The organism is Pseudomonas sp. 3296 (genome assembly GCF_031456615.1).
Lineage (GTDB): Bacteria > Pseudomonadota > Gammaproteobacteria > Pseudomonadales > Pseudomonadaceae > Aquipseudomonas > Aquipseudomonas mucoides.
Genome location: NZ_JAVDUY010000008.1, coordinates 372,062 through 393,163, shown reverse-complemented (window position 1 = coordinate 393,163; position 21,102 = coordinate 372,062). Strand labels below are relative to the sequence as shown.

Annotated in this window: 24 protein-coding genes; 15 read left to right on the top strand and 9 right to left on the bottom strand. The window is 60.7% G+C overall.

What is annotated here, in order from left to right; all coding sequences use genetic code 11:
* Nucleotides 1-23: 23 nt before the first annotated feature.
* On the top strand, nt 24-1,127 hold the full coding sequence (locus J2X66_RS23695; protein WP_310269231.1) for a sigma-54 dependent transcriptional regulator: 1,104 nt from the start codon (nt 24-26) through the stop codon (nt 1,125-1,127).
* Here the strand turns inward: J2X66_RS23695 and J2X66_RS23690 are convergent.
* Nucleotides 1,124-1,489, bottom strand: a complete 366-nt coding sequence (locus tag J2X66_RS23690; protein ID WP_310269228.1) for an antibiotic biosynthesis monooxygenase — start codon at nt 1,487-1,489, stop codon at nt 1,124-1,126. The two genes, J2X66_RS23695 and J2X66_RS23690, sit on opposite strands and share 4 nt — an antisense overlap.
* A 94-nt stretch (nt 1,490-1,583) precedes the next feature.
* On the opposite strand from J2X66_RS23690, the gene soxR reads away from it, so the two are divergent.
* On the top strand, nt 1,584-2,051 hold the full coding sequence (gene soxR / locus J2X66_RS23685; protein WP_310269224.1) for a redox-sensitive transcriptional activator SoxR: 468 nt from the start codon (nt 1,584-1,586) through the stop codon (nt 2,049-2,051).
* A gap of 126 nt (nt 2,052-2,177) precedes the next feature.
* Here the strand turns inward: soxR and J2X66_RS23680 are convergent, their stop codons facing one another.
* From J2X66_RS23680 to J2X66_RS23670, 3 genes are all read right to left on the bottom strand, one after another.
* Nucleotides 2,178-2,948 carry a MetQ/NlpA family ABC transporter substrate-binding protein gene (locus J2X66_RS23680; protein WP_310269221.1) on the bottom strand — a complete coding sequence of 257 codons (771 nt, stop codon included), beginning with the start codon at nt 2,946-2,948 and terminating at the stop codon, nt 2,178-2,180.
* A gap of 74 nt (nt 2,949-3,022) precedes the next feature.
* Nucleotides 3,023-3,688 carry a methionine ABC transporter permease gene (locus J2X66_RS23675; protein WP_310269218.1) on the bottom strand — a complete coding sequence of 222 codons (666 nt, stop codon included), beginning with the start codon at nt 3,686-3,688 and terminating at the stop codon, nt 3,023-3,025.
* 3 nt (nt 3,689-3,691) lie between these two features.
* Entirely contained in the window at nt 3,692-4,906 is a 1,215-nt protein-coding gene (locus J2X66_RS23670; protein ID WP_310269214.1) for an SfnB family sulfur acquisition oxidoreductase, read from the bottom strand.
* Nucleotides 4,907-5,171: 265 nt separating this feature from the next.
* Between J2X66_RS23670 and J2X66_RS23665 the strand changes: the two genes are divergently transcribed.
* The 9 genes from J2X66_RS23665 to J2X66_RS23625 all read left to right on the top strand — a co-directional run bounded on the left by J2X66_RS23665 (nt 5,172) and on the right by J2X66_RS23625 (nt 12,007).
* Nucleotides 5,172-5,630: a VOC family protein gene (locus tag J2X66_RS23665; RefSeq protein ID WP_310269213.1), complete on the top strand. Its 459-nt coding sequence runs from the start codon at nt 5,172-5,174 to the stop codon at nt 5,628-5,630.
* A gap of 257 nt (nt 5,631-5,887) precedes the next feature.
* Nucleotides 5,888-7,066: a PepSY domain-containing protein gene (locus J2X66_RS23660; RefSeq protein WP_310269211.1), complete on the top strand. Its 1,179-nt coding sequence runs from the start codon at nt 5,888-5,890 to the stop codon at nt 7,064-7,066.
* Nucleotides 7,063-7,605, top strand: coding sequence for a thiamine pyrophosphate-binding protein (locus tag J2X66_RS23655; RefSeq protein ID WP_310269208.1), 543 nt, complete (start codon nt 7,063-7,065; stop codon nt 7,603-7,605). The genes J2X66_RS23660 and J2X66_RS23655 overlap by 4 nt, the downstream gene beginning before the upstream one ends.
* A complete protein-coding gene (locus J2X66_RS23650; protein WP_027925787.1) occupies nt 7,602-7,931 on the top strand; it encodes a hypothetical protein in 330 nt (109 codons plus the stop codon). The genes J2X66_RS23655 and J2X66_RS23650 overlap by 4 nt, the downstream gene beginning before the upstream one ends.
* A complete protein-coding gene (locus J2X66_RS23645; protein ID WP_310269204.1) occupies nt 7,928-8,500 on the top strand; it encodes a DUF6162 family protein in 573 nt (190 codons plus the stop codon). Before J2X66_RS23650 ends, J2X66_RS23645 begins: the two co-directional genes overlap by 4 nt.
* Before the next feature lie 35 nt (nt 8,501-8,535).
* On the top strand, nt 8,536-9,453 hold the full coding sequence (locus J2X66_RS23640) for a metal ABC transporter substrate-binding protein (protein WP_310269201.1): 918 nt from the start codon (nt 8,536-8,538) through the stop codon (nt 9,451-9,453).
* Complete coding sequence (locus J2X66_RS23635; protein WP_310269197.1) at nt 9,450-10,196, top strand: metal ABC transporter ATP-binding protein; 747 nt, start codon at nt 9,450-9,452, stop codon at nt 10,194-10,196. The genes J2X66_RS23640 and J2X66_RS23635 overlap by 4 nt, the downstream gene beginning before the upstream one ends.
* On the top strand, nt 10,193-11,092 hold the full coding sequence (locus J2X66_RS23630) for a metal ABC transporter permease (protein ID WP_310269194.1): 900 nt from the start codon (nt 10,193-10,195) through the stop codon (nt 11,090-11,092). The genes J2X66_RS23635 and J2X66_RS23630 overlap by 4 nt, the downstream gene beginning before the upstream one ends.
* Entirely contained in the window at nt 11,093-12,007 is a 915-nt protein-coding gene (locus tag J2X66_RS23625) for a metal ABC transporter solute-binding protein, Zn/Mn family (RefSeq protein WP_310269191.1), read from the top strand.
* 104 nt (nt 12,008-12,111) lie between these two features.
* Here the strand turns inward: J2X66_RS23625 and J2X66_RS23620 are convergent, their stop codons facing one another.
* The 5 genes from J2X66_RS23620 to J2X66_RS23600 all read right to left on the bottom strand — a co-directional run bounded on the left by J2X66_RS23620 (nt 12,112) and on the right by J2X66_RS23600 (nt 16,528).
* Nucleotides 12,112-12,339: an MbtH family protein gene (locus J2X66_RS23620; RefSeq protein WP_310269188.1), complete on the bottom strand. Its 228-nt coding sequence runs from the start codon at nt 12,337-12,339 to the stop codon at nt 12,112-12,114.
* Nucleotides 12,340-12,421: 82 nt separating this feature from the next.
* The gene (locus J2X66_RS23615; RefSeq protein WP_310269185.1) at nt 12,422-13,834 is read right to left on the bottom strand and encodes an aspartate aminotransferase family protein; all 1,413 of its coding nucleotides are present in this window, start codon (nt 13,832-13,834) and stop codon (nt 12,422-12,424) included.
* A gap of 57 nt (nt 13,835-13,891) precedes the next feature.
* Complete coding sequence (locus tag J2X66_RS23610) at nt 13,892-14,374, bottom strand: GNAT family N-acetyltransferase (RefSeq protein ID WP_310269181.1); 483 nt, start codon at nt 14,372-14,374, stop codon at nt 13,892-13,894.
* A 151-nt stretch (nt 14,375-14,525) separates the two neighbouring features.
* Nucleotides 14,526-15,851, bottom strand: a complete 1,326-nt coding sequence (locus J2X66_RS23605) for an ATP-binding protein (RefSeq protein WP_027925778.1) — start codon at nt 15,849-15,851, stop codon at nt 14,526-14,528.
* Entirely contained in the window at nt 15,848-16,528 is a 681-nt protein-coding gene (locus J2X66_RS23600; RefSeq protein ID WP_140671008.1) for a response regulator, read from the bottom strand. The genes J2X66_RS23605 and J2X66_RS23600 overlap by 4 nt, the downstream gene beginning before the upstream one ends.
* A 296-nt stretch (nt 16,529-16,824) precedes the next feature.
* On the opposite strand from J2X66_RS23600, the gene J2X66_RS23595 reads away from it, so the two are divergent.
* From J2X66_RS23595 to dsbG, 4 genes are all read left to right on the top strand, one after another.
* On the top strand, nt 16,825-17,601 hold the full coding sequence (locus J2X66_RS23595; RefSeq protein WP_310269172.1) for a hypothetical protein: 777 nt from the start codon (nt 16,825-16,827) through the stop codon (nt 17,599-17,601).
* A gap of 121 nt (nt 17,602-17,722) precedes the next feature.
* Entirely contained in the window at nt 17,723-19,459 is a 1,737-nt protein-coding gene (gene dsbD, locus J2X66_RS23590; RefSeq protein WP_310269169.1) for a protein-disulfide reductase DsbD, read from the top strand.
* Nucleotides 19,459-20,325 (top strand): TlpA disulfide reductase family protein, encoded by an 867-nt coding sequence (locus J2X66_RS23585; protein ID WP_310269166.1) that lies wholly within the window; start codon nt 19,459-19,461, stop codon nt 20,323-20,325. Before dsbD ends, J2X66_RS23585 begins: the two co-directional genes overlap by 1 nt.
* Nucleotides 20,301-21,071, top strand: a complete 771-nt coding sequence (dsbG, locus tag J2X66_RS23580) for a thiol:disulfide interchange protein DsbG (RefSeq protein WP_310269163.1) — start codon at nt 20,301-20,303, stop codon at nt 21,069-21,071. Before J2X66_RS23585 ends, dsbG begins: the two co-directional genes overlap by 25 nt.
* The last annotated feature ends 31 nt before the right edge of the window (nt 21,072-21,102 follow it).

Here is a 21,102-nt window from a genome sequence, read left to right as displayed (position 1 = left end):
CTTCTCTTCATGGAGCGAACCCCATGCAACTGCTGACCTTACCGCCCTCTCCCGCGCTGGCCACCTCGATTCGTGCCACCGCGCAAGTGTTCGAAGACCCGAAATCCCAGGCCTTGCTCGCCCACCTGCAGCAAGTCGCGCCCAGTGAAGCCAGCGTGCTGATCATCGGCGAAACCGGCACCGGCAAAGAGCTGGTGGCGCGTCACATTCACAACCTCAGCGCCCGGCGCAACCGCCCATTCGTGGCGGTGAACTGCGGCGCGTTCTCCGAATCGCTGGTCGAGGCCGAACTGTTCGGCCACGAAAAAGGCGCTTTCACCGGTGCGTTGAGCGCCAAGGCTGGCTGGTTCGAAGAGGCCGATGGCGGAACGCTGTTTCTCGATGAAATCGGCGATCTGCCGATGGCGATTCAGGTCAAGCTGCTGCGCGTGTTGCAGGAGCGCGAAGTGGTGCGGCTCGGCTCGCGCAAAAGCATTCCGATCGACGTGCGCGTCCTGGCCGCGACCAACGTGCAACTGGAAAAAGCCATCAACGCCGGGCATTTTCGCGAAGACCTTTATTACCGCCTCGATGTCGTCAGCCTGGAGCTGAGCCCCTTGCGCGAACGCCCCGGCGACATCCTGCCGCTGACCCGACATTTCGTCGACGCCTACAGCCGGCGCCTCGGCTACGGCAGCATCACCATCAGCAAAGAAGCCGAATTGAAACTGCGCGGCTACAGTTGGCCGGGCAACATCCGCGAACTGGAAAACGTCATACACCACACGCTGCTGATCTGCCGTAACGGCGTGATCGAACGTGATGACCTGCGCCTGTCCAACATGCGCATCGAGCGCCAGGACGACTACCACGCCAGCGTCGACGATTCACCGGAAGCCCTACTGGATCGAGCCTTTCAAACACTCTTCGCAGAACAGGCCGGCGCGCTGCATGAAAAAGTCGAAGACGCCTTGTTGCGCGCGGCCTATCGCTTCTGCCATTACAACCAGGTGCACACCGCTGCCCTGCTGGGCCTGAGCCGAAACGTGACGCGCACGCGGCTGATCAAGATCGGCGAACTGGCGGTGAACAAACGCCGGGTGATGGCGAATGTCCAGGGCGAGCGGGTGATGCAGCTGTCGATTTAACCCACAAGGCGGCAGTGCAGCGCGTTGTCGTTGCTGAGCGCCAGGCTGTGCAGCACCTGGAACGAGCCGAACGTCACGGCCTTCGCCTGATGGGCGTGGATCAGCTGCCAGAAATCCTGCTCGCCGCTTTCGAAACTTTGAAAGGCCGCCTCTCCCGCCGCGCGGGTTTGCCATTGCAGGTAGTTGAGCACCCGCCGGCCGTCGTCGCTGGCCTGGATGCTCGCACTCAGGAAACCACTGAAATCCCGGGCCAGACGCTCGGTCTGCCGGGACAACGCCGACACCAGCGCAGGTTGCTGATGCGGCTCGATCTCGAACTCGATCAGTTGGGTGAAGCTGCGATTGTTCTCTGACGATTTCATGAATAGTCCCCCTCACATGTCAGGCGGATCTTGCGATCCGAAGGCCTGCAGGGTAAAACCTCGAGTTAACTAGAGGTCAAGCAGGATTTTCAGATTGATCACCCCGGACACTCTGCACAAGGAACTCACCGTCGGCCAATTGGCCGCCCGCAGCGGTGTGGCGGTCACGGCGCTGCACTTTTATGAATCCAAGGGGCTGATCAAAAGCACGCGCAATCAGGGCAACCAGCGGCGCTATCCACGGGAAGTGTTGCGGCGGGTGGCACTGATCAAAGTCGCGCAGCGCCTGGGGATTCCGTTGGCGGAGATCGGTGAGGCGTTGAAATCGCTACCGGATAACCGCGCACCGACGGCGGCGGACTGGAAGGTGTTGTCGGTGCAATGGAGCCGGGATCTGGACGAGCGGATCAATCAGCTGACGTTGCTGCGCGACAAGCTCAATGGCTGCATCGGGTGTGGGTGTTTGTCGATGGAGGCGTGTCCGTTGCGTAATTTTGGCGATGTGCTGGGGGAACAGGGGCCGGGGGCACAGCTGCTGGAATCGGGGACTGCTCCGAAATAGCGTCGCGGCCATCGCGGGCAAGCCTCGCTCCCACAGGTTTTGTGTCGTTTGCAATAATTTTGAACGACATAAAACCTGTGGGAGCGAGGCTTGCCCGCGATGGCGTCCTGTCAATCTAATGAAGAATTAGAACCCCGGCGCAATCTGCCCTTTATAGCGGGTCAGGATGAACTGCCGAACCTCATCCGAATTCAACGCCTTGGCCAGTTTCTGCAAGCCTGGATCATTGATGTTGTCCGGCCGCGCCACCAGAAACTCGATGTACAGGCTCTTGCCCTTCTCGACAATCAACGCGCTGTTGGTGTCGATCCCCGCTTCCAGCGCGTAGTTGGCAAACACAAACGCCAGGTCGACCTGATTCACCGAACGCGCCAGCAACGCCCCTTCCAGCTCACGAATCTTCAGGTGTTTGGGGTTGTCGATAATGTCCCGTAGCGTGGCCAGGGTGTTGCTCGGGTCCTTGAGTTTGATCAGCCCGGCTTCGTGCAACAGCACCAGCGCGCGGCCGGTGTTCACCGGGTCGTTGGGGATCGACACGGTGGCGCCGTCTTTCAGCTCGGCAATGTTTTTGATCTTGGTCGAGTAGGCGCCGAACGGTTCAATGTGCACGCCGACCACCGGCACCAGATCGGTATGGCGGGTCTTGTTGTAATCATCGAGAAACGGCCGGTACTGGTAATAGTTGGCATCGAGGTTCTTCAACGCCAACTGCTGGTTGGGCTGGATGAAGTCGGTGAAGACCTTGATGTCCAGGTCCACGCCCTCCTTGGCCAGGGTCGGTTTGACGAATTCGAGGATTTCCGCGTGCGGCACCGGGGTCGCGCCGACGGTGAGTTTTTCGTTGGCGTGAACGCTCAACGACACTAAGGCAGCCAGAATGGCCAGGGTCTTTTTCATGTTCCGCTCCTAGGCAGATTGAGTGGCCGTCGTGAGGTGGACGTGGGGCCTGATTGCTTTCTTTTGAATAAAACTTATCGTCGGCTGTAGCGCGCGACCAATCGGTCGCCGGTCATTTGCAGGGCCTGGACCAGAATCAACAACAGGACCACGGTGACCACCATGACGTCGGTCTGAAAACGCTGATAGCCGTAGCGGATCGCCAGATCGCCCAGTCCACCGCCGCCGATCACGCCGGCCATCGCCGTGTAATCGACCAGCACAATCGCGGTCACCGTGACCGCCGCCAACAACCCTGCCCTCGCCTCAGGCAACAAGGTGTGGCGGATGATCTGCCACGTATTCGCGCCCATGGCCTGGGTCGCTTCCACAACTCCGCGATCCACTTCGCGCAATGCGGTTTCCACCAGCCGCGCGAAGAAGGGCGTGCAACCAACCACCAGCGGCGGAATGGTCCCCGGCACTCCGAGCGAAGTCCCCACCAACAGCGTGGTCAGGGGAATCAGCACGATCAGCAAAATGATGAATGGCAACGACCGCAGCATGTTGACGATCACCGACAGCACCCGGTAAACGCCGACTGCTTCGTGCAGCTGGCGCTTGCCGGTGAGGAACAGCACCACCCCCAGCGGCAATCCCAGCAACACGGTGAATCCCAGCGCGGCACCGAGCATGCTCAGGGTGTCGAGGCAGGCCCGGGCGATGTCGGCCCAATAGATATGTTTGAGCAACTCGGCCATGGATCACGACCAGTCATGGCGCGGCGGTTTCACGCCGTTGAGCAGCCAGTTGCCGACCACGTGGTATTTCCAGCGCACCGGGTCGTGCAGGGTATGAACCCGGGCGTTGCGCCAATGGCGGTCGAAGTTGTGCTTCCTCAGGGTTGAGCGAGTGCCGCCGAGTTCGAAGAGTTTGTTGCTGGCTTCGATGGCGATTTCGGTAGTCAGTACCTTGGCCTTGGCCACCGCGAGGGATGCTTGGGCGACGTTGTTTTCGTCGGGTGCCGGACGCGCCGCATCCAGCGCTCGCCCAGCCCGTTCCAGCAAGGCTTCGGCGGCTTCCAGGCGAATCTCCAGGCCACCGATCTGGATGATGGTCAGCGGATCTTCACTGGCCTTTTCCACACCGGCATCGATCCACGGCCGAGCGAATTGCTGAACGAAGGCGATGGTGTCGCGCAATGCCGCACGGGCGATGCCGGCATCGATGGCCGCGGTGGTCAATTGTGCAAACGGGCCGGCCAGCGTCGGTGTTTCATAGGAGCGGTAGGTCGGGAACAGATTGAATGCCCAGACGTGCAAGTCCTCGGCAAGCACGGTGCCGCTGGACGTGGTGCGTTGGCCGATGCTGTCCCAGTCGTCGACGATCACCAGCCCTTGGGTGCCACGCTCGACAAACGCCAGTTGACCCTTCTGCTCATCATCCAGCGCCAACACCGCCAGCCAGTGGGCGTACAGCGAACCGGTGCAATAACCCTTGCGCCCGTTGATCACATGGCCGTCGCCGTAACGGCGGATCGTCGCCTGAATATCCTGGACGTTTTTGCCGCCGGTTTCCGACAAGGCGTTGGCAAAACGATGGCCTTGCAGCGCCAGTTCGAAGAAGTGCGCCTGTTGTTCGGGCGTGCCTTGCAGGCGGATGTCCTCCAGCAGGCAATAGTGATTTTGCGGGATCTGCCCCAGCGACGGGTCGGCCGCCGAAATGATCGCGATGACTCGCACCAGCACGGCATATGACACCTGCGCACCACCAAACTCGCGAGGCACGCTGATGCCCCATAAACCACTGTTGGAATACAGATCGACGATCTCGGCGGGGACCTGGCGCGTGCGGTCGCGCTCGGCGTCCTGCTCCAGCAGTACAGCGGCGACACGCTCGGCGACGCGCAAGGCTTCGGCTTCGTCGGCAATCCGATGGGCGGCCGGCGGGTTGATCGGATAAACGGCAGATTCAAGCATGTGAGGATCTCGACAACAGTGTTTGACAGAGCCATTGCAGCTTCTGTGCCGAGGTTCATCACCCATGTTTACGGGGGGGGTTACGGGTGCTTTTTTGGTGTTTTTGATGACGCAGCCGAGCAATCTGCTGCTGCGCTGTTGATGGCTGAACAGTGTGGCTGCTCGTCGGGTGCTCGGCTGCCAACATGACGCTGACCTATATTTAATCGGCCGGAAATCGGCGCAGGACACTTTCCACCCACAACAACAAACAGGGAGATTCATCATGAGCGTCAAACCCATTCCAGAGGGTTATCACAGCATCACCCCGTATCTGGGCATTCAAAAAGCGGCTGAAGCAATCGAGTTCTACAAGAAGGCCTTTGGCGCCATCGAAGTCATGCGCCTGGCCATGCCCGATGGCGGCATTGGTCACGCCGAACTGAGGATCGGCGACTGCCCGATCATGCTCGGCACGCCATGTGATCAGGGGCCGTTGAGCAACCCGGACAAGTCGCCGTCAGTGGGTCTGCATCTGTATGTGACGGATGTGGACAAGTCCTATAAGCAGGCGATTGATGCCGGAGGCACGGTGGTGTCCGAGGTTAAGGATCAGTTTTATGGCGACCGCTCCGGGACGTTGAAAGATCCGTATGGGCATCTGTGGTTTTTGGCCACGCGCAAGGAAGACCTGACTCAAGCGCAGATAGAGCAGCGGGCGAAGGAGATGTTTCAGCAGGGTTGAGAGCTTTGTCGCCTGATTGGGCCTCATCGCGAGCAAGCTTGCGATGGGGCCATCCCCAACACCGCCCCCCTTTGCAACAACTACCCGCCAATAAGAAACATTTACTTTCATCTCCCCCTTCGGGATTTCTGCTCCTCATCCGTCTTATAGAGATGCAGTCGGCGTGTGCTCGCAACAGCCATCGCCGGCCTTTTCATGGACCTCATCGCTGGGAAGCCCGCAGCAGAGGTTCTCTCATCGATACAAGACCTTTAATCATGTCGAAGAAATCCCGTTCCAAACTCTGGTTTCTGGTCCATAGCTGGCTGGCATTGCCGATCTGGTTTTTCGTTCTGATTGTCTGTGTCACCGGCACATTGGCGGTGATCAGTCAGGAAATCGTCTGGCTGGCCAACCCGCAAATGCGCGCCAGCCAGCCGTCGGACGATGCACCGTTGCTCAGCTATGACCAGATCATCGCGGCAATCAAACAGGCCGAGCCGGACACGCTGGTCGAATCCATCAGCCGCCCCGATGAATCCCACTTCGCCCTCGACGTCAGCGTCAGCTACCCCGACGGCCGCTCGGTAACGGTGTACGTCAACCCGTACAGCGGCGTCATTCAGGGCACCGCCCCGGCCTTCGATTTCAAGGCCTTTACCCGCGCGCTGCACGGCTGGTGGCTGGTGCCGTTCACCAACGGTTACAGCTGGGGCTGGTATTTGGTGTCCTTCTTGAGCCTGCCGTTGCTGGCCTCGCTGGTCACCGGGCTGGTGGTCTACAAAAAATTCTGGAAGGGCTTCTTCCGACCGACCCTGCGCATTCGTCATGGCGCCCGAATTTTCTGGGGCGACTTTCATCGCCTCAGCGGTATCTGGTCGATCTGGTTCATTGCGGTGATTTCCGTCACCAGCACCTGGTTCCTGATTCAGGCGTTCATGTTCGATAACCAGGTCTCGATTTCCACCGCGCCGGTGGCCCTGGTGGTGCCGCGTGAAAGTGTGCCGGTGACCACGGATGGCTCGCCCGCATCGATGATCAGCCTCGAAACCGCGATCGCCCAGGCCAAGCAACGCATTCCCGGCCTGGAAGACAGCTTCGTCAGCCTGCCCGCCAATGCCTACAGCTACTTGTCGGTGGGTGGACGCAGTTGGTATCCGCTGATGTACCAGACGGCCGACATCAACCCCTACACCGGCGACGTCGCCGCCACACGCTTGCTGTCGGACCGCAGCGGCCTGGAGCTGGTGACCGAGTCCATGCGCCCCTTGCACACCGGTGATTTCGGCGGGATCTGGATCAAGCTGATCTGGTTCTTCTTCGGTTTGATCCTGAGCATGATGGTCCTCAGCGGCCTGCTGATCTGGACCAAACGCACCGCCCTCGCCACCGCCAACGCTTTCAAGCGCAACCACAAACAGCCACGGATGCAAGCCGCGACGGAGGCCAGCCAATGAACGCGCACACCAAACAAACACCGGACTCGACGCTGCGCCGCTTCTGGCTCAAGTGGCGCTTCCACATCAACGTTCTGCTGTTGTTGGTGCCACTGGGATTCATGCCCAAATACTTCGCTGACGCGGCCCTGTTTCGCGGCGATACCGGACTGGGCGAGCGGGAAATAGGGGAAGTCCAGGTCGGCCCGTGGAGCCTGCGACTGGCCGAACTGCGCAATGAAGCCCCGACACTCGATGGCCCGGCCGGCCACATGAAGAACTTCACCGCGGCGCTGTGCGACAGCTGCCGCGATCAGGTCAAGGCGACTTACCTGCGCATCGGCAAACCGCGCAGCCTGCGGGCCGCCGGTGTGATTTTCTTCGGCACACCGCATCGCATGGGCGCCATGGTGCCGATCCCGGAAAAGACCAAGGCTGACGCCGAGCTGTGGATCACCATGGAAGGCTGGGACGGCGCGATGCACCAGGCCGCCCTCCCCCTGGGCCAGGCATCGCCGGCCACCGTCGCGTGGCTGAACCAACAAGGAGGCAAACCATGATCAGCATTTTTCGCCCACTTCAAACTGTGTTGCTGGTGCTCTGCGCCGGATTCAGTGCCAGCGCGCTGGCGCACAACCCGATGTGCGAATGCAAAGCCGTCGATGCCGAACAGATCAAATGCACCGGCGGTTTCTCCGACGGCAGCGGCGCGCCGGGCGTGACCCTGGACGTGATCGGCTACGACGAAACCATTCTGGTACCGGGCAAGCTCGGCGCCGATTCCACATTGACCTTCAAGAAACCCGGCGCGGAATTTTATGTGCTGTTCGACGCCGGTCCCGGCCACGTCGTCGAGATCGACCAAGCGGACATCGAAACCCCATGAGTACGCCCACCACACACGTCGTCCGCCCGGCCGGTGCCGGCCACGAAACCCTTTTTGTGCTGTTGTTGTGCCTGATGATTCTGGCGGTGGCCGGTTCGGTGGTTGCCTGGCGCCACGAGTCCCTGGCCGCGAGCAGCGTCGGCAGCCATCAACTGGATGCCCGCCGCGACTTGAGCGCGTCCGAGCAAGGGATCTACGCCGACCTGCGGGTAACGCTGGACGAGATTCACCTGCTGCAACAGGAACAGCAAACCCTGCCAACACCTGTTGCCCTGGCCGAGGAAGGTTTTGCACCCTTCGCCCAGGACGCCAGCTCCGTCAGCCGTGGCGCCCATCAATGGCAATTGCTCGACACCAAGGCGTACTTCGGCCAGAGCCAGACAGCCGCCGTGGCCGGTTCGTTTTTGATGCGCCTGACCGCTGGCGACGAGGCACCGGACATCTGGCTCCACCGCGCCGCCGACCTCCAAGCCCCGACCGACCTGACGGACGCAGCCCTCGAAAGCGCCGGCTGGAAACTGATCGTCGCGCAATTCGATGCCGGCGTGACCCGCCAGCACCGGCACTGACCCCTCGCCTTCAACCGAGAGAAGACCGCTTTCCCATGCCTATTTCATCTTTCCTGCGCCTGCTATCGGTCGGCTTGCTGGCCTGCCTGCTGACTCCACTGGCCCATGCCGACGACGCCAAACGCCTGCGCATCGGCATCACCCTGCACCCTTATTACAGCTACGTCGCCAACATCGTCGGCGACAAGGCCGAGGTGGTGCCGCTGATTCCGGCCGGTTTCAATCCGCACGCCTACGAGCCCCGCGCCGAGGACATCAAGCGCATCGGCGGACTGGACGTGATCGTGCTCAATGGCGTCGGTCATGACGACTTCGCCGACCGCATGATTGCCGCCAGCGAAACCCCGAACATCCCGGTGATCGAAGCCAACGAAAACGTGCCACTGCTGGCCGCCACTGGCGTTGCCGCACGCGGTGCGGGCAAGGTGGTCAACCCGCACACGTTCCTGTCGATCAGCGCCTCGATTGCCCAGGTCAACAACATCGCCCGGGAACTGGGCAAGCTTGATCCGGCCAACGCCAAGACCTATACGCAAAACGCCCGCGCCTACGGCAAGCGTCTGCGGCAGATGCGCGCCGACGCCTTGGCGAAGCTGACCCAGGCACCCAACGCCGAACTGCGCGTAGCCACGGTTCACGCCGCTTACGATTACCTGCTGCGCGAATTCGGCCTCGAAGTCACTGCGGTGGTTGAACCGGCCCACGGCATCGAACCAAGCCCGAGCCAGTTGAAAAAAACCATCGACCAACTGCGCGAACTGGACGTGAAAGTGATCTTCTCGGAGATGGATTTCCCCTCCACTTACGTCGACACCATCCAGCGTGAATCCGGGGTGAAGCTGTACCCGCTGTCGCATATTTCCTATGGCGAATACACCGCCGACAAGTACGAAAAGGAAATGACCGGCAACCTCAACACTGTGGTCCGGGCGATACAGGAGTCGGGTCAATGACTGCTCAAGAAAACCTCTCGGCCCAAACCAGCGGCCCGACCCTGGACTTCACCGATGTCAGCCTGACCCTCGGGCGTACAACGATCCTCGACAACGTGACCTTTCAGGTTTCCCCCGGCAGCGTGCACGCGCTGGTCGGCCCCAACGGCGGTGGCAAGAGTTCGCTGATCAAGACCCTGCTCGGACAGATGCCGCATCAGGGGAGGCTGAGCCTGCAATGGCCGGGCACACCCGGGACCATCGGCTACGTACCGCAAGCCCTGGAGTTTGATCGCGGCCTGCCCATGACCGTCGACGATTTCATGGCCGCCATGTGCCAGCGCCGCCCGGCGTTCCTCGGTTTGAGCAAACACTACGCCGCCGCGATCGGTGAAGCGCTGGAACGGGTCGGCATGCAGGACAAACGCAAACGGCGCATGGGCGCGTTGTCCGGCGGTGAGCGTCAACGGGTATTGCTGGCGCAAGGGCTGATCCCGGCGCCGCAACTGCTGGTGCTCGACGAACCGATGTCGGCGCTGGATGAAGCCGGTATCCGGGTGTTCGAACGGCTGCTCGGCGACTGGCGCCAAAGCGGCATCACCGTGCTGTGGATCGAGCACGATCTGGAGGCCGTCGGGCGCCTGGCGGATCGCGTCACCGGGCTCAATCGCCGGGTGTTGTTCGATGCCACGCCGAAACAGGCCCTGACCCCGGAACGTCTGCTGACTCTGTTTTCCACCCAACCACGGAGCGCTGCCAAATGAGCTACGAAGCCTTTCGCTTGATGGTTCAGGGCTGGGCGTCTTCGGGGTATCTGCCCGAGGCGCTGGCCTACGGATTTGTGGTCAACGCACTGCTCGCCGGCCTGTTGATCGGCCCGGTACTCGGTGGATTGGGCACATTGGTGGTGGTCAAGCGCTTCGCGTTTTTCTCCGAAGCGGTGGGTCATGCGGCGTTGACCGGCGTGGCCATCGGCATCCTGCTCGGCGAACCCTACACCGGGCCTTATGGCAGCCTGTTCGGTTACTGCCTGCTGTTCGGCATTTTGCTCAATTACCTGCGCAACCGCACCGGCCTGGCGCCGGATACCTTGATCGGCGTGTTCCTGTCGGTGTCGCTGGCATTGGGCGCGAGCCTGCTGCTGATTCTGGCGGGCAAGATCAACGTGCACATTCTGGAAAACGTGTTGTTCGGTTCAGTGTTGACCGTCAATGGCAATGACCTGGCGGTGTTGGCCATTGTCGGCTCGCTGGTCATGGCGCTGGCCTTACCGCTGTACAACCGCATCATGCTGGCCAGTTTCAACCCGCAATTGGCGGCGGTGCGCGGGGTGGCGGTGAAGACCCTGGATTACCTGTTTGTGATTCTGGTGACGCTGATTACGGTGGCCGCGGTGAAGGTCATCGGCGCGATTCTGGTCGGCGCGCTCCTGGTGATTCCAGCAGCCGCCGCGCGCTTGCTCAGCCAGTCGCTCAACGGCTTTTTCTGGTGTTCGGTGCTGATCGCCACGGTGAGCACGCTGTGCGGGATTCTGGCGCCGATTGTGTTCGACCTGCCCATCCCGTCCGGTGCCGCGATCATTTTGGTGGCCGGTATCGCTTTCGCCCTGTCCGCCATTGCGCGCGGTGTCGTCCCCAGCCTCAAAGGGAATCTCGGATAAATGTCTTTTTCTCTGCGTCAACTGACCCTGGCATTGACCTTCACATTGCCGCTCTGCGGGCCGGTCAACACTGCCTTCGCGGCGGACAACGCCAAACCACTGCATGTGCTGGCGTCCTTGCCAATCACTTACGGCTTGGGTGAAGTCTTGCTCAAAGGCACTGACGTCAACCTTGAACGTGCCGCACCGGCGAACCTGCCTGGCAGCCGTCAGACCGCGTACTTCAGCGGCCGTGGTGCGCCGGCGCTGGCCAAACTGGCTTCCCACGCCGATGCGGTGATCGGCCTGCGGTCACTGTGGGCGGATGATCCGCTGTACCCGATCTCCCGTCGCAGCAACATTCGCATTGTCGAAGTCGACGCCGCGCGCCCGGTGGACGGCGCCCTGCCAGGCATCGCCGTGCAGCCGGACAACAAGGTCGAGGGCTTGAACAGCCAGCCGTGGCTGTCCAGCAACAACATGGGGCGGATGGCGGACGTGATGGCCGCGGACCTGGTACGCCTGGCACCAGAAGCCAAACCTGCAATCGAGGCTAACCTGGCGGCGCTGAAACAGCGCTTGCTCAAATTCAGCGCCGACAGCGAAGCGCGGCTGGCCAGTGCTGACACTCTCAGTGTGATGAGTCTCAGTGATCACTTTGGCTATTTGATGGGCGGGCTCAATCTGGAGCTGATCGGGATCGATGCACGCCCGGATGCCGAGTGGACGTCTGAAGCGCTCAAGCAATTAGGCGCAACCTTGAAGGACAACGAGGTGGCGGTGGTGTTGCATCATCGCCAGCCTTCGGACGCGGTGAAAGCGACGATCGCCGAGGCCGGTAGCCGATTGGTGGTGTTGAGTGTGGATGCCGCGGATCCGGTGGCGGAGCTGGAGGGGAATGTGGATTTGGTGATCAAGGGGTTGAACGGCGTGTAAGCCGGTTAGATAGATCGTTCCCTCGCTGTGCGTGGGAACGATCCTCCGGACATGAAAAAGCCCGCTGACCTTCTCGGTTCAGCGGGCTTTTTTCGTACGGTCAATCAGTGAGCCGCTGCCGTCTGCTCATCCATCTTGCGACGCAGACTCAGCGGGCGCATGTCCGTCCAGGTTGCTTCAATGTAAGCCAGGCATTCCTTCTTCAAACCGCTCTTGCCCACGGTGCGCCAGCCTTCCGGCACGGCTTTGTAATCAGGCCAGATCGAGTATTGCTCTTCGTGGTTGACCACGACCTGAAAGAGGATGTCCTCGCGGTCGAAAACTGAAGTCATGGGCGTTTCTCCATCGCTGTAGGGTGGGCTGCGCGGCGTGCGCAGCCGTTATGTAGAAAGAACGTTCAGGGCGGCAAAAAATTTAGAGACTGGCGGTCGCGGCGGTCATGGCCCGACCGAAAATCCCGGCCACCTGATCGATTTCAGCCGCCGTGATCACCAGCGGTGGCAGAAAGCGCACCACGCTGCCATGACGGCCACCCAGCTCGAGAATCAACCCGCGCTTGAGGCATTCGCGCTGCACCAACGGCGCCAGCGCAGCCAATATCGGCGGATGGCCCTGAGCGTCCGGCGCACCTGACGGGTCGACCAGTTCAACGCCGAGCATCAAGCCGCGACCGCGGATGTCGCCCATGTGCGGGAAGTCACGCTGCAGGATGCGCAGGTGTTCGCTCAAGCGCTCGCCCATCGCGGTCGCATGCTCGCACACCTTGTGTTCGACCAGATAACGCATCACGGCGGAACCCGCGGCCATGGCCATCTGATTGCCACGGAAGGTTCCGGCATGCGCGCCCGGCAGCCAGGTGTCGAGCCAGTCGCGGTAAACCACCACTGCCAGCGGCAAGCTGCCGCCGATGGCTTTGGACATCACCACCACGTCCGGAATGATCCCGGCGTGCTCAAAGGCAAACATCTTGCCGGTGCGAGCAAAACCGCTCTGGATTTCATCAACGATCAAAGCCACGCCAGCCTTTTCGGTGATGCGACGCACGCCGCGCAGCCAGTCGAGATCCGCAGGTATTACGCCGCCTTCACCCTGCACCACTTCGACAATCACCGCGGCAGGTAACTGCACGCCGGCCTCGGGATCATTCAGCAGGTTTTCCAGGTAGTTCAGATTGACCTGCACGCCCTGCGCCCCACCGAGCCCGAACGGGCAACGGTAATCGTAGGGGTACGGCATGAACTGCACGCCGCTGCTGAGCAAAGCGCCCAGCGGCTTTTTCGGTCCCAGGCTGCCCATCAGGCTCAACGCGCCCTGGCTCATGCCGTGATAACCGCCCTGGAACGACAACACGGTGCTGCGTCCGGTGGCGGTGCGCACCAGTTTCAGCGCGGCTTCCACCGCGTCGGTGCCGGTCGGGCCGCAGAACTGGATTTTCGCCTCGGCAGCCAATGCTGGCGGCAATAGCCCAAACAGGTTCTGCACAAACTGATCCTTGACCGGTGTGGTCAGGTCGAGCGTGTGCAGCGGCAATTCATCGCTCAGCACTTGCCGGATCGCTTCGATCACCACTGGGTGGTTGTGCCCCAGCGCCAACGTCCCGGCACCGGCCAGGCAGTCGATGAAATGGCGCCCTTCAACGTCCTCGACATAAATGCCCTTGGCGCGTTTCAACGCCAGGGGAATGCGCCGTGGGTAGCTGCGGGCATTGGATTCCTGCTGGTTTTGACGGGCCAGCAGCGGCGATTCATTGAACTGGTAAAGCATTTCGGCAGGCGTCGGAACGATCCGGGCCGGCTGATCTTCGATAAGGCTGGTAGCGACTGACATTTCTCGACCCCCTCAATAAGGTTTCCTGTTCTGGAAACGCATCAGGGGCTCAAGGATTTAGAGCGTCGACAACGCTTTGTGCATGGGAACCGCCTCAAGCCCGGCCACCGTGAAGGTTTCAGCGCAGGCCTGGTAACCCAGATGCCGGTAAAAGGCCTCGCCGGTTCGGGTGCTGTTGAGTCGTGCCAGGTGCACATCGTGCTCGATCAACCAGCCTTCAAGGTCGCGCACCAGCGCTTGCCCGACACCGCGGCGGAACCATTCCGGCTGCACATAACAGAACGCGACCTTGCCGCTGATACTGGCCATCGCGACGCCAACCGGTTTGTCATGCAACAGGGCGATGTTGAGGTACAACCGCTGGTCAGCCAGCCAGGGCTGGACGTGGCCGATGGTTTTGTTCTGGACCCAGGTGGCGACGGTGCGCGGGTCATTGCGGTGGTCCAGCGCACAGCCCACCCGAATGGAGCGCTCGACGATACGGCTGATGATGCCCGCGTCGGCGGAGTTTGCCTTACAGATGTGAACCGATGCTTCCATGGCGCTGTTACCTCAATCCATTGAGAAAAAAGCTGCCGGGGACGATAGCTCTGGCGGCCGTCAAAAAGCCAATGAAGAGAAGTTACATTTGATGTGCAACACAGATCCCCTGTGAGAGCTTGCTCGCTCCCACAGGGTTTGGGGGTATGAGTTAGATTGTTTGCAGGGGCATGGTCAGTTCAACCCGCAACCCATCCGGTCGGCTGTCGAACCGCAACGTGCAGCCGCAGCGCTGGACAATCGCCTGAACAATCGCCAGCCCCAACCCGCAACCGGTGCTCTGGCCATTGCGCCAGAAGCGTTGGGTCAAGTGTTGCAGATCGTCTTCGGCAATCCCCGGTCCATGGTCGCGAACCAGAAAACGCGCGCGATTGCCGGTGGTTTCCAGGCTCAATTCCACGGCGCCATCGCCGGGCGTATGGCGCAAGGCGTTGTCCAGCAGGTTACGTAACGCGGCAATCGACAACACGGCGGGCATTTGCACCGGAGCACTGGAGAACGTGTTCGGCATCTGCAGCTTGATGCGCTGCCTGTCCCCACTGGCGGCGTCCTGAATCGCCAGTTTCGCCACTTGTTCAGCGCTGCACTGTACGCCGTCGTCGAACGACAGGCTGCCCTCGACCCGCGCCAGCAACAGCAATTGCTCAAGGGTCCGGTGCATGCGGTCGGCGCCCTCTTCGGCGCGGGCCAGGGATTGATCCCGCGCCGCGCCGTCAGTCATGCGCGCCACTTGCAGGTGGGTCTTGATCGCGGTCAACGGGCTGCGCAGTTCGTGCGCCGCATCGCCGGTCAGACGTCGTTCACGTTCGATGGTCTTGCCGATGCGCTGGAACAGCTGATTCTGCGTGTCCAACAGCGGTTGCAGCTCACTAGGCAACGGCTGTATCTGCAACGGTTCGAGGGAATCGGCGCTGCGTCGCATCAGCGCATCGCGCATCCGGTTGAGCGGCGCCAGCCCTTGGCCGATGCCCAGCCACAACAGGCACAGACAGCCGAGCAACGCCACACCCACCGGCACCGATGCGGCCAGCAGGATCGACATGTTCAACGCCTCGCGCTCGATTTGCCGGTCGGCGGTGGTGATGCGCAGATCGCCCCGCGCCAGGGTGAAACTGCGCCACGGTGCGCCGTCGATCATTTGGTCGTGAAAGCCCATTTTCTCGGCTTCCAGGGTTTGCTGCGGATCGGTGTGACTGCGGGCGAGGATTTCGCCACGCAATGAACTGACCTGACAGGCCATGCCGCCGGGGACATTCAATTGTTCAGCGCTGAAATGGGTGCCCTCGCCCTTGGTCGGCAACGCGGGCAATTGTTCCATCAAGCCGGCGACCATGCGCGCTGAAGCCACCAGCCGCTGGTCGAGGGAAAACATCATTTGATTACGCAGGTCGCTGAGCATCCAGGCTGCCGCCAGAGCCCAGATCAAGGCAAAAGCGGCGCCGAGGGTCAGGCTCAGGCGCAAACGCAGGCTCATCACTTCGAGGATTCTCCGCCATCAGCCGGCCCCAGGCGATAGCCCAGGCCGCGCACGGTTTCGACGATGCCGTTACCGAGTTTACGCCGCAGGTGATGGATGTGAACGTTGAGGGCGTTGCTTTCCAGTTCGTCATTGAAACCGTAGACGCTGTCCTTGAGTTGCTCGGTGGAGAGCACGCGCCCGCGGTTATGCAGCAAGGCTTGCAACAACGCCTGCTCGCGACGCGACAGGTCCACCGGTTGACCGCCGAGCAGGGTTTCGCGGCTGCTGGGGTCGTAGGTCAGCGCACCGTGTTCGATCAGATTGACGCTGCGCCCCGCCACCCGGCGCAGCAACGTGTGCAGACGCGCAGCCAGTTCGCGCAGGTCGAACGGTTTGAGTAGGTAATCATCGGCGCCGGCTTGCAAGCCGTCGACCCGATCCGTCACTGAATCACGCGCGGTGAGAATCAGCACCGGAATCTCCAGACCGTTGTGACGCAGTTGCTGCAACAGCTTCAGCCCGTCCTCGTCGGGAAGGCCGAGGTCGAGCACCATGACATCGAATTCAGCAACCTTGAGCATCGCGCGCGCAGACGACGCGGTGGCGACGTGCTCGACGGTCAAGCCTTGCGCGGTCAGCCCGGCAACAATGCCGCTGGCGATCAGCTCATCGTCTTCGCAAACCAGTACATGCATGGGAGCTCCCGGAGCAAAAAAAGCCAGTGAAGCAGTTGAGGATTAAGCCGCAATTATGGCAAGGCATGTCGCTGACGAGAAGCGACGGCTTTGGCTGGCCATCGTACCGATTTACATCAGGCTTTTTTATAAAAACGGCAGATTTTTAAACAGACACAAATAGCCTCATAAAACACTTAAGAGAACTGGTTGACTCACGATATTGTGATGCGGGAATCAGGCATCGAAAAAAACACTTCGAAAGATATTACCCCTCTATTTAAAGCCACTTTAACTTGACTGAAAGGATTCAGATCATGCCAACACTCGAACAGTGTATTGCCGTCGATTGGCGCGCAGGAAAAGACAGAATTTATTTCTTCTTCAAAGATACCGACACTTACGCTCGCTTCAATATCGGCGACCAGGAAGTTCCTGCCGGATACCCTGCCCCCGTAAGAGGAAGTTGGGGAACATTCGATAACCACGTCAAAAACCTGCGATTTGGCTTTGCCACGACTGGGCTGACACTGGATAAGCCGATGGATACGTCTGACCTGGATATTCTGTGGTTATTCTATTATGACGGCGATACGCCCATGGTCTGCGCCTACAATCAGGACACTGATTCGGTCCTGCAAACAAGCACCGTCCGTTCTTCCAAATGGCGTCTGTTGCTGCCTTACTTTGACCGGATCGTTGCGGGGACATGGTGGCAAGTCAACCGTAGTTCATTGTTCCGATTCATCATGAATGACGGAAACTCTCTTTACCTTGACTGGGATGAGGTGCCCCGCGCCCCTCGGCGTGACTACGCAGACGACAAATATGACGACAACCTCTTTAACCCTGTTGACACCCCCATTCAAACGATAAGACTCGAGCCCATCACAGAATCCACGTGGCCAGGTCTGGCGCTTTACAAAGACCGCATTATTACGGCGGCGCAAAACGATCGAACCTTTGCCGACAACACTTTCTATGTTTTTCTGACCCGCAATCAGTACCTGATCTATAACATCCCGCAAAACCGCCTGGTGTCCGGCCCCCACGCAGTAGACAACCAGTCCTGGCCAGGCCTGCTGCGCAACTGATGACCTGAACAGTAGCGGCTGCCCTCTGATCAGCTCAGCCGGCAGCACCGGCGGCGGTTAATCATCGGTTAATCGCCGTCTCCCATTGTGCATCTCACTTGCACAGGGATAAGGCCTACCCATGCGTCAACTGTTTCTTTTTTTTGTTCTCTTGATCTCGGGTGTGGCCCAGGCAGGGACCAATCCGTTCGATACCAACCCTGAATTCCTGCCCGTGGAAAAGGCCTTTGTCTTGACCTCCGAGCGCCTTGAATCAGGCGAAACTCAGCTCTTCTGGCAAATTACCGACGGTTATTACCTTTACCAGAAACGCCTTAAATTCGACGCATTGCCCCCGGAGCAGCGCCCGCAGTTGCCCGAAGGCGAAGCGCACAGTGATGAATTCTTCGGCGAACAACAGGTGTATCGCCAAGGTCTTGAGCTGAAGATTCCAGCGGGCGCCACCGGTCAGATCAAGGTGGGCTTCCAGGGCTGTGCCGATGCTGGTTTGTGCTATCCGCCGCAGACTCAGGTCGTGGACTTGGGCGGCAGCATTGCAGGCACAACCAACGAAGCACCGGATCAAGCCCTGGCCAGCGGCCTGCAACAACGGGCGCTGGGCTGGAGTTTGCTGGTGTTCTTCGGCCTTGGGCTGTTGTTAGCCTTTACGCCGTGCTCGTTGCCGATGCTGCCGATTCTGGCCGGGTTGATCGTCGGCAGCGGCGCCACACCCAAACGCGGCTTTGCGCTGGCGACCAGCTACGTGGTGAGCATGGCGCTGGTGTATGCGGCGATGGGCGTGCTGGCCGCGCTGCTCGGGGCGAACCTTCAGGCGTTGTTGCAGAACCCGTGGCTGCTGGGCAGCTTTGCGGCGATATTTGTCCTGCTGGCGTTGCCGATGTTCGGTTTCTTCGAGCTGCAACTGCCGGTGGCGGTGCGGGACCGGCTGGAAAATGTTTCGCGCAATCAGCGTGGCGGCAGCCTGACCGGGGCCGGTGTGCTCGGGGCCTTGTCAGGGTTGCTGGTCGGCCCCTGCATGACCGCGCCATTGGCCGGCGCCCTGCTCTACATCGCGCAAAGCGGCAATGCGCTAAATGGCGGACTGATTCTGTTTGCCATGGGCATCGGCATCGGTGTGCCGCTGTTGTTGCTGGTAACCGTGGGCAATCGCTTCCTGCCCAAACCCGGCGCCTGGATGAACCTGCTCAAAGGCATATTCGGTTTCCTGTTCCTCGCCACCGCGCTGCTGATGTTGCGCCCGGTGCTGGATCAATCGCTATGGATCGGTTTGTGCGGCGCCTTGCTGCTGATCGCCGCCTACAGTGCCTGGAAACAGTCGGAAGGTTTCGGCCGCGTCGCCCATCTGTTCGGCGCCAGTGCGCTGTTGCTAGGGATGTGGGGCGGTCTGCTGATGATTGGCGCCGCCGGGGGCAGTGATGATTGGCTCAAACCGTTGCAGGTCTACAGCGCCTCAGCTTCTTCCGGTCATGCCGCTCGCCCGACCGGCCATGACGCGTTCACTACGATCAACAGTGCGCAAGCGCTGCAACAGGAACTGGACGCCGCCCAGGCCCAGGGCCAATGGGTATTGCTGGACTACTACGCCGACTGGTGTGTGTCGTGCAAAGTCATGGAAAAACAGGTGTTCGGCAAACCCCATGTGATGGAAGCGTTGAGCGATGTGCGCTTGCTCCGGCTGGACGTCACCGCCGACAATGCCGCCAGCCGCGAACTGCTTGGCCGTTATAAAGTGCCGGGGCCACCGAGTTTTCTGTGGATCGGCACCGACGGCGAAGAGCGTCGCAGCCAGCGCATCACCGGCGAGGTCGATGCCGATACCTTCCTGCAACGCTGGACCACTACCCGAGACGCCCGTTAATGCTGACCTTTACCCTCGGCACCTTCGCCATCGCGCTTAACCATCTGCTGCTGATCAGTGCCTTGGCACTGGCGACGTTTGTCGGCTGGCGGGTGGCCAAACGGGGTGGCGAGAACCCCGAGTCGGTGCTGTTCAGCCTGTTCCTGATGGGAATGCTGGCGGCCCGTGTCAGTTTCGTCGCCGTTTACTGGACGCACTATCGCAACGATCCATGGCAGATCATCGACTTGCGTGACGGTGGTTTTCTGGCCTGGCCGGGGGTGATAGTGCTGCTGCTGGCCACGCTGTATCGCGGCTGGCGTCGTCCGGGTTTGCGCCGCCCTCTGGGATTCGGCGTGGGCAGCGGCCTGGCGTTCTGGCTGCTGGCGACCGTCTCCTTGAGCATTTACGAGCAAGGCACACGCCTGCCGGAAATCAGCTTGCGAAATGCCGCCGGTGAAACCGTGCAACTGGCCGATTACCAGGGGGGGCCGCTGGTGATCAACCTTTGGGCCACCTGGTGCCCACCGTGCCGTCGGGAAATGCCGGTACTGGAAAACGCCCAGCAACACCGCCCGGACCTGACGTTCCTGTTCGTCAATCAGGCCGAAAGCATGCAAAGCGTCGCCACCTTTCTCGAAACCCAAGGCCTGAGCCTGACCAACGTGCTGTTCGATGGCGGTGGTCGATTGGGTCAGGCCGTGGGTTCCATGGCATTGCCGACTACGCTGTTCTATAGCAATGACGGTCGCCTGTTGGGCAGCCACTTGGGCGAACTCTCGGAAGCCAGCCTGGCTCGCGCCCTGGAAAACTTCGACAGCCCTACTTCTGCCGCACCGTCCACTTCTTCAAGGAAACTGCCATGCCCCGCCTCCGCCACCTGTTGACGCTGACCCTGGGCGCCGCCCTGCTGCACCTGCCCTCGGTGCAGGCCGCCGAAGAACTGCCTGAAGCGATCAAGAAGATCGAAGCCAAGGGTGCGAAAATCGTCGGCCAGTTCGATGCCCCCGACGGCTTGCGCGGTTACGCGGCGCAATACCAGAACCGTGGCATGGCGCTGTACCTGACCCCGGATGGCAAGCACGTGCTGCTCGGCAACCTCTACGATGCCGACGGCAATGACCTGACCACGGCGCCGTTGCAGAAACTGGTCTACGCACCGATGTCCAAGGAAGTCTGGGCCAAGATGGAAGCCAGTAACTGGATTGGCGACGGCAAAAAAGATGCCCCGCGTGTCGTGTACCTGTTCAGCGATCCGAACTGCCCTTACTGCAATGTGTTCTGGGAGCAGGCGCGGCCGTGGGTGAAGTCCGGGAAGGTGCAATTGCGCCACATCATGGTCGGGATCATTCGCGAAGACAGCCCGGGCAAATCGGCGGCATTGCTGGCGGCCAAGGACCCGAGCAAAGCGCTGGAAGAACACGAAAAGGCGGGCAAGGAAAGTTCGCTCAAGGCCCTCAAGGAAGTGCCGCCGGCGATTCAGCTGAAGCTGGCGGCGAACATGCAATTGATGGAAGACCTGGAGTTGCAGGCGACGCCGGCGATTTTCTATATGGATGACAAGGGTGAGCTGCAACAGCAGCAAGGGGCGCCTTCGCCGGACAAGTTGGCGAAGATTCTGGGGCCCAGGTAAGCCTTACCGGCCCCTTCGCGAGCAGGCTCGC

Bases quoted from the DNA above. Each gene is read 5' to 3' on its own strand.
- J2X66_RS23690 (WP_310269228.1), bottom strand. From the start codon at position 1,489: ATGAAATCGTCAGAGAACAATCGCAGCTTCACCCAACTGATCGAGTTC.
- J2X66_RS23640 (WP_310269201.1), top strand. From the start codon at position 8,536: ATGCCTATTTCATCTTTCCTGCGCCTGCTATCGGTCGGCTTGCTGGCC.
- dsbG (WP_310269163.1), top strand. From the start codon at position 20,301: ATGCCCCGCCTCCGCCACCTGTTGACGCTGACCCTGGGCGCCGCCCTG.
- J2X66_RS23665 (WP_310269213.1), top strand. From the start codon at position 5,172: ATGAGCGTCAAACCCATTCCAGAGGGTTATCACAGCATCACCCCGTAT.
- J2X66_RS23595 (WP_310269172.1), top strand. From the start codon at position 16,825: ATGCCAACACTCGAACAGTGTATTGCCGTCGATTGGCGCGCAGGAAAA.
- J2X66_RS23615 (WP_310269185.1), bottom strand. From the start codon at position 13,834: ATGTCAGTCGCTACCAGCCTTATCGAAGATCAGCCGGCCCGGATCGTT.
- J2X66_RS23670 (WP_310269214.1), bottom strand. From the start codon at position 4,906: ATGCTTGAATCTGCCGTTTATCCGATCAACCCGCCGGCCGCCCATCGG.
- J2X66_RS23620 (WP_310269188.1), bottom strand. From the start codon at position 12,339: ATGACTTCAGTTTTCGACCGCGAGGACATCCTCTTTCAGGTCGTGGTC.
- J2X66_RS23630 (WP_310269194.1), top strand. From the start codon at position 10,193: ATGAGCTACGAAGCCTTTCGCTTGATGGTTCAGGGCTGGGCGTCTTCG.
- J2X66_RS23645 (WP_310269204.1), top strand. From the start codon at position 7,928: ATGAGTACGCCCACCACACACGTCGTCCGCCCGGCCGGTGCCGGCCAC.
- J2X66_RS23695 (WP_310269231.1), top strand. From the start codon at position 24: ATGCAACTGCTGACCTTACCGCCCTCTCCCGCGCTGGCCACCTCGATT.
- J2X66_RS23625 (WP_310269191.1), top strand. From the start codon at position 11,093: ATGTCTTTTTCTCTGCGTCAACTGACCCTGGCATTGACCTTCACATTG.
- J2X66_RS23675 (WP_310269218.1), bottom strand. From the start codon at position 3,688: ATGGCCGAGTTGCTCAAACATATCTATTGGGCCGACATCGCCCGGGCC.
- J2X66_RS23585 (WP_310269166.1), top strand. From the start codon at position 19,459: ATGCTGACCTTTACCCTCGGCACCTTCGCCATCGCGCTTAACCATCTG.
- J2X66_RS23650 (WP_027925787.1), top strand. From the start codon at position 7,602: ATGATCAGCATTTTTCGCCCACTTCAAACTGTGTTGCTGGTGCTCTGC.
- dsbD (WP_310269169.1), top strand. From the start codon at position 17,723: ATGCGTCAACTGTTTCTTTTTTTTGTTCTCTTGATCTCGGGTGTGGCC.
- J2X66_RS23600 (WP_140671008.1), bottom strand. From the start codon at position 16,528: ATGCATGTACTGGTTTGCGAAGACGATGAGCTGATCGCCAGCGGCATT.
- J2X66_RS23655 (WP_310269208.1), top strand. From the start codon at position 7,063: ATGAACGCGCACACCAAACAAACACCGGACTCGACGCTGCGCCGCTTC.
- J2X66_RS23680 (WP_310269221.1), bottom strand. From the start codon at position 2,948: ATGAAAAAGACCCTGGCCATTCTGGCTGCCTTAGTGTCGTTGAGCGTT.
- J2X66_RS23610 (WP_310269181.1), bottom strand. From the start codon at position 14,374: ATGGAAGCATCGGTTCACATCTGTAAGGCAAACTCCGCCGACGCGGGC.
- J2X66_RS23635 (WP_310269197.1), top strand. From the start codon at position 9,450: ATGACTGCTCAAGAAAACCTCTCGGCCCAAACCAGCGGCCCGACCCTG.
- J2X66_RS23660 (WP_310269211.1), top strand. From the start codon at position 5,888: ATGTCGAAGAAATCCCGTTCCAAACTCTGGTTTCTGGTCCATAGCTGG.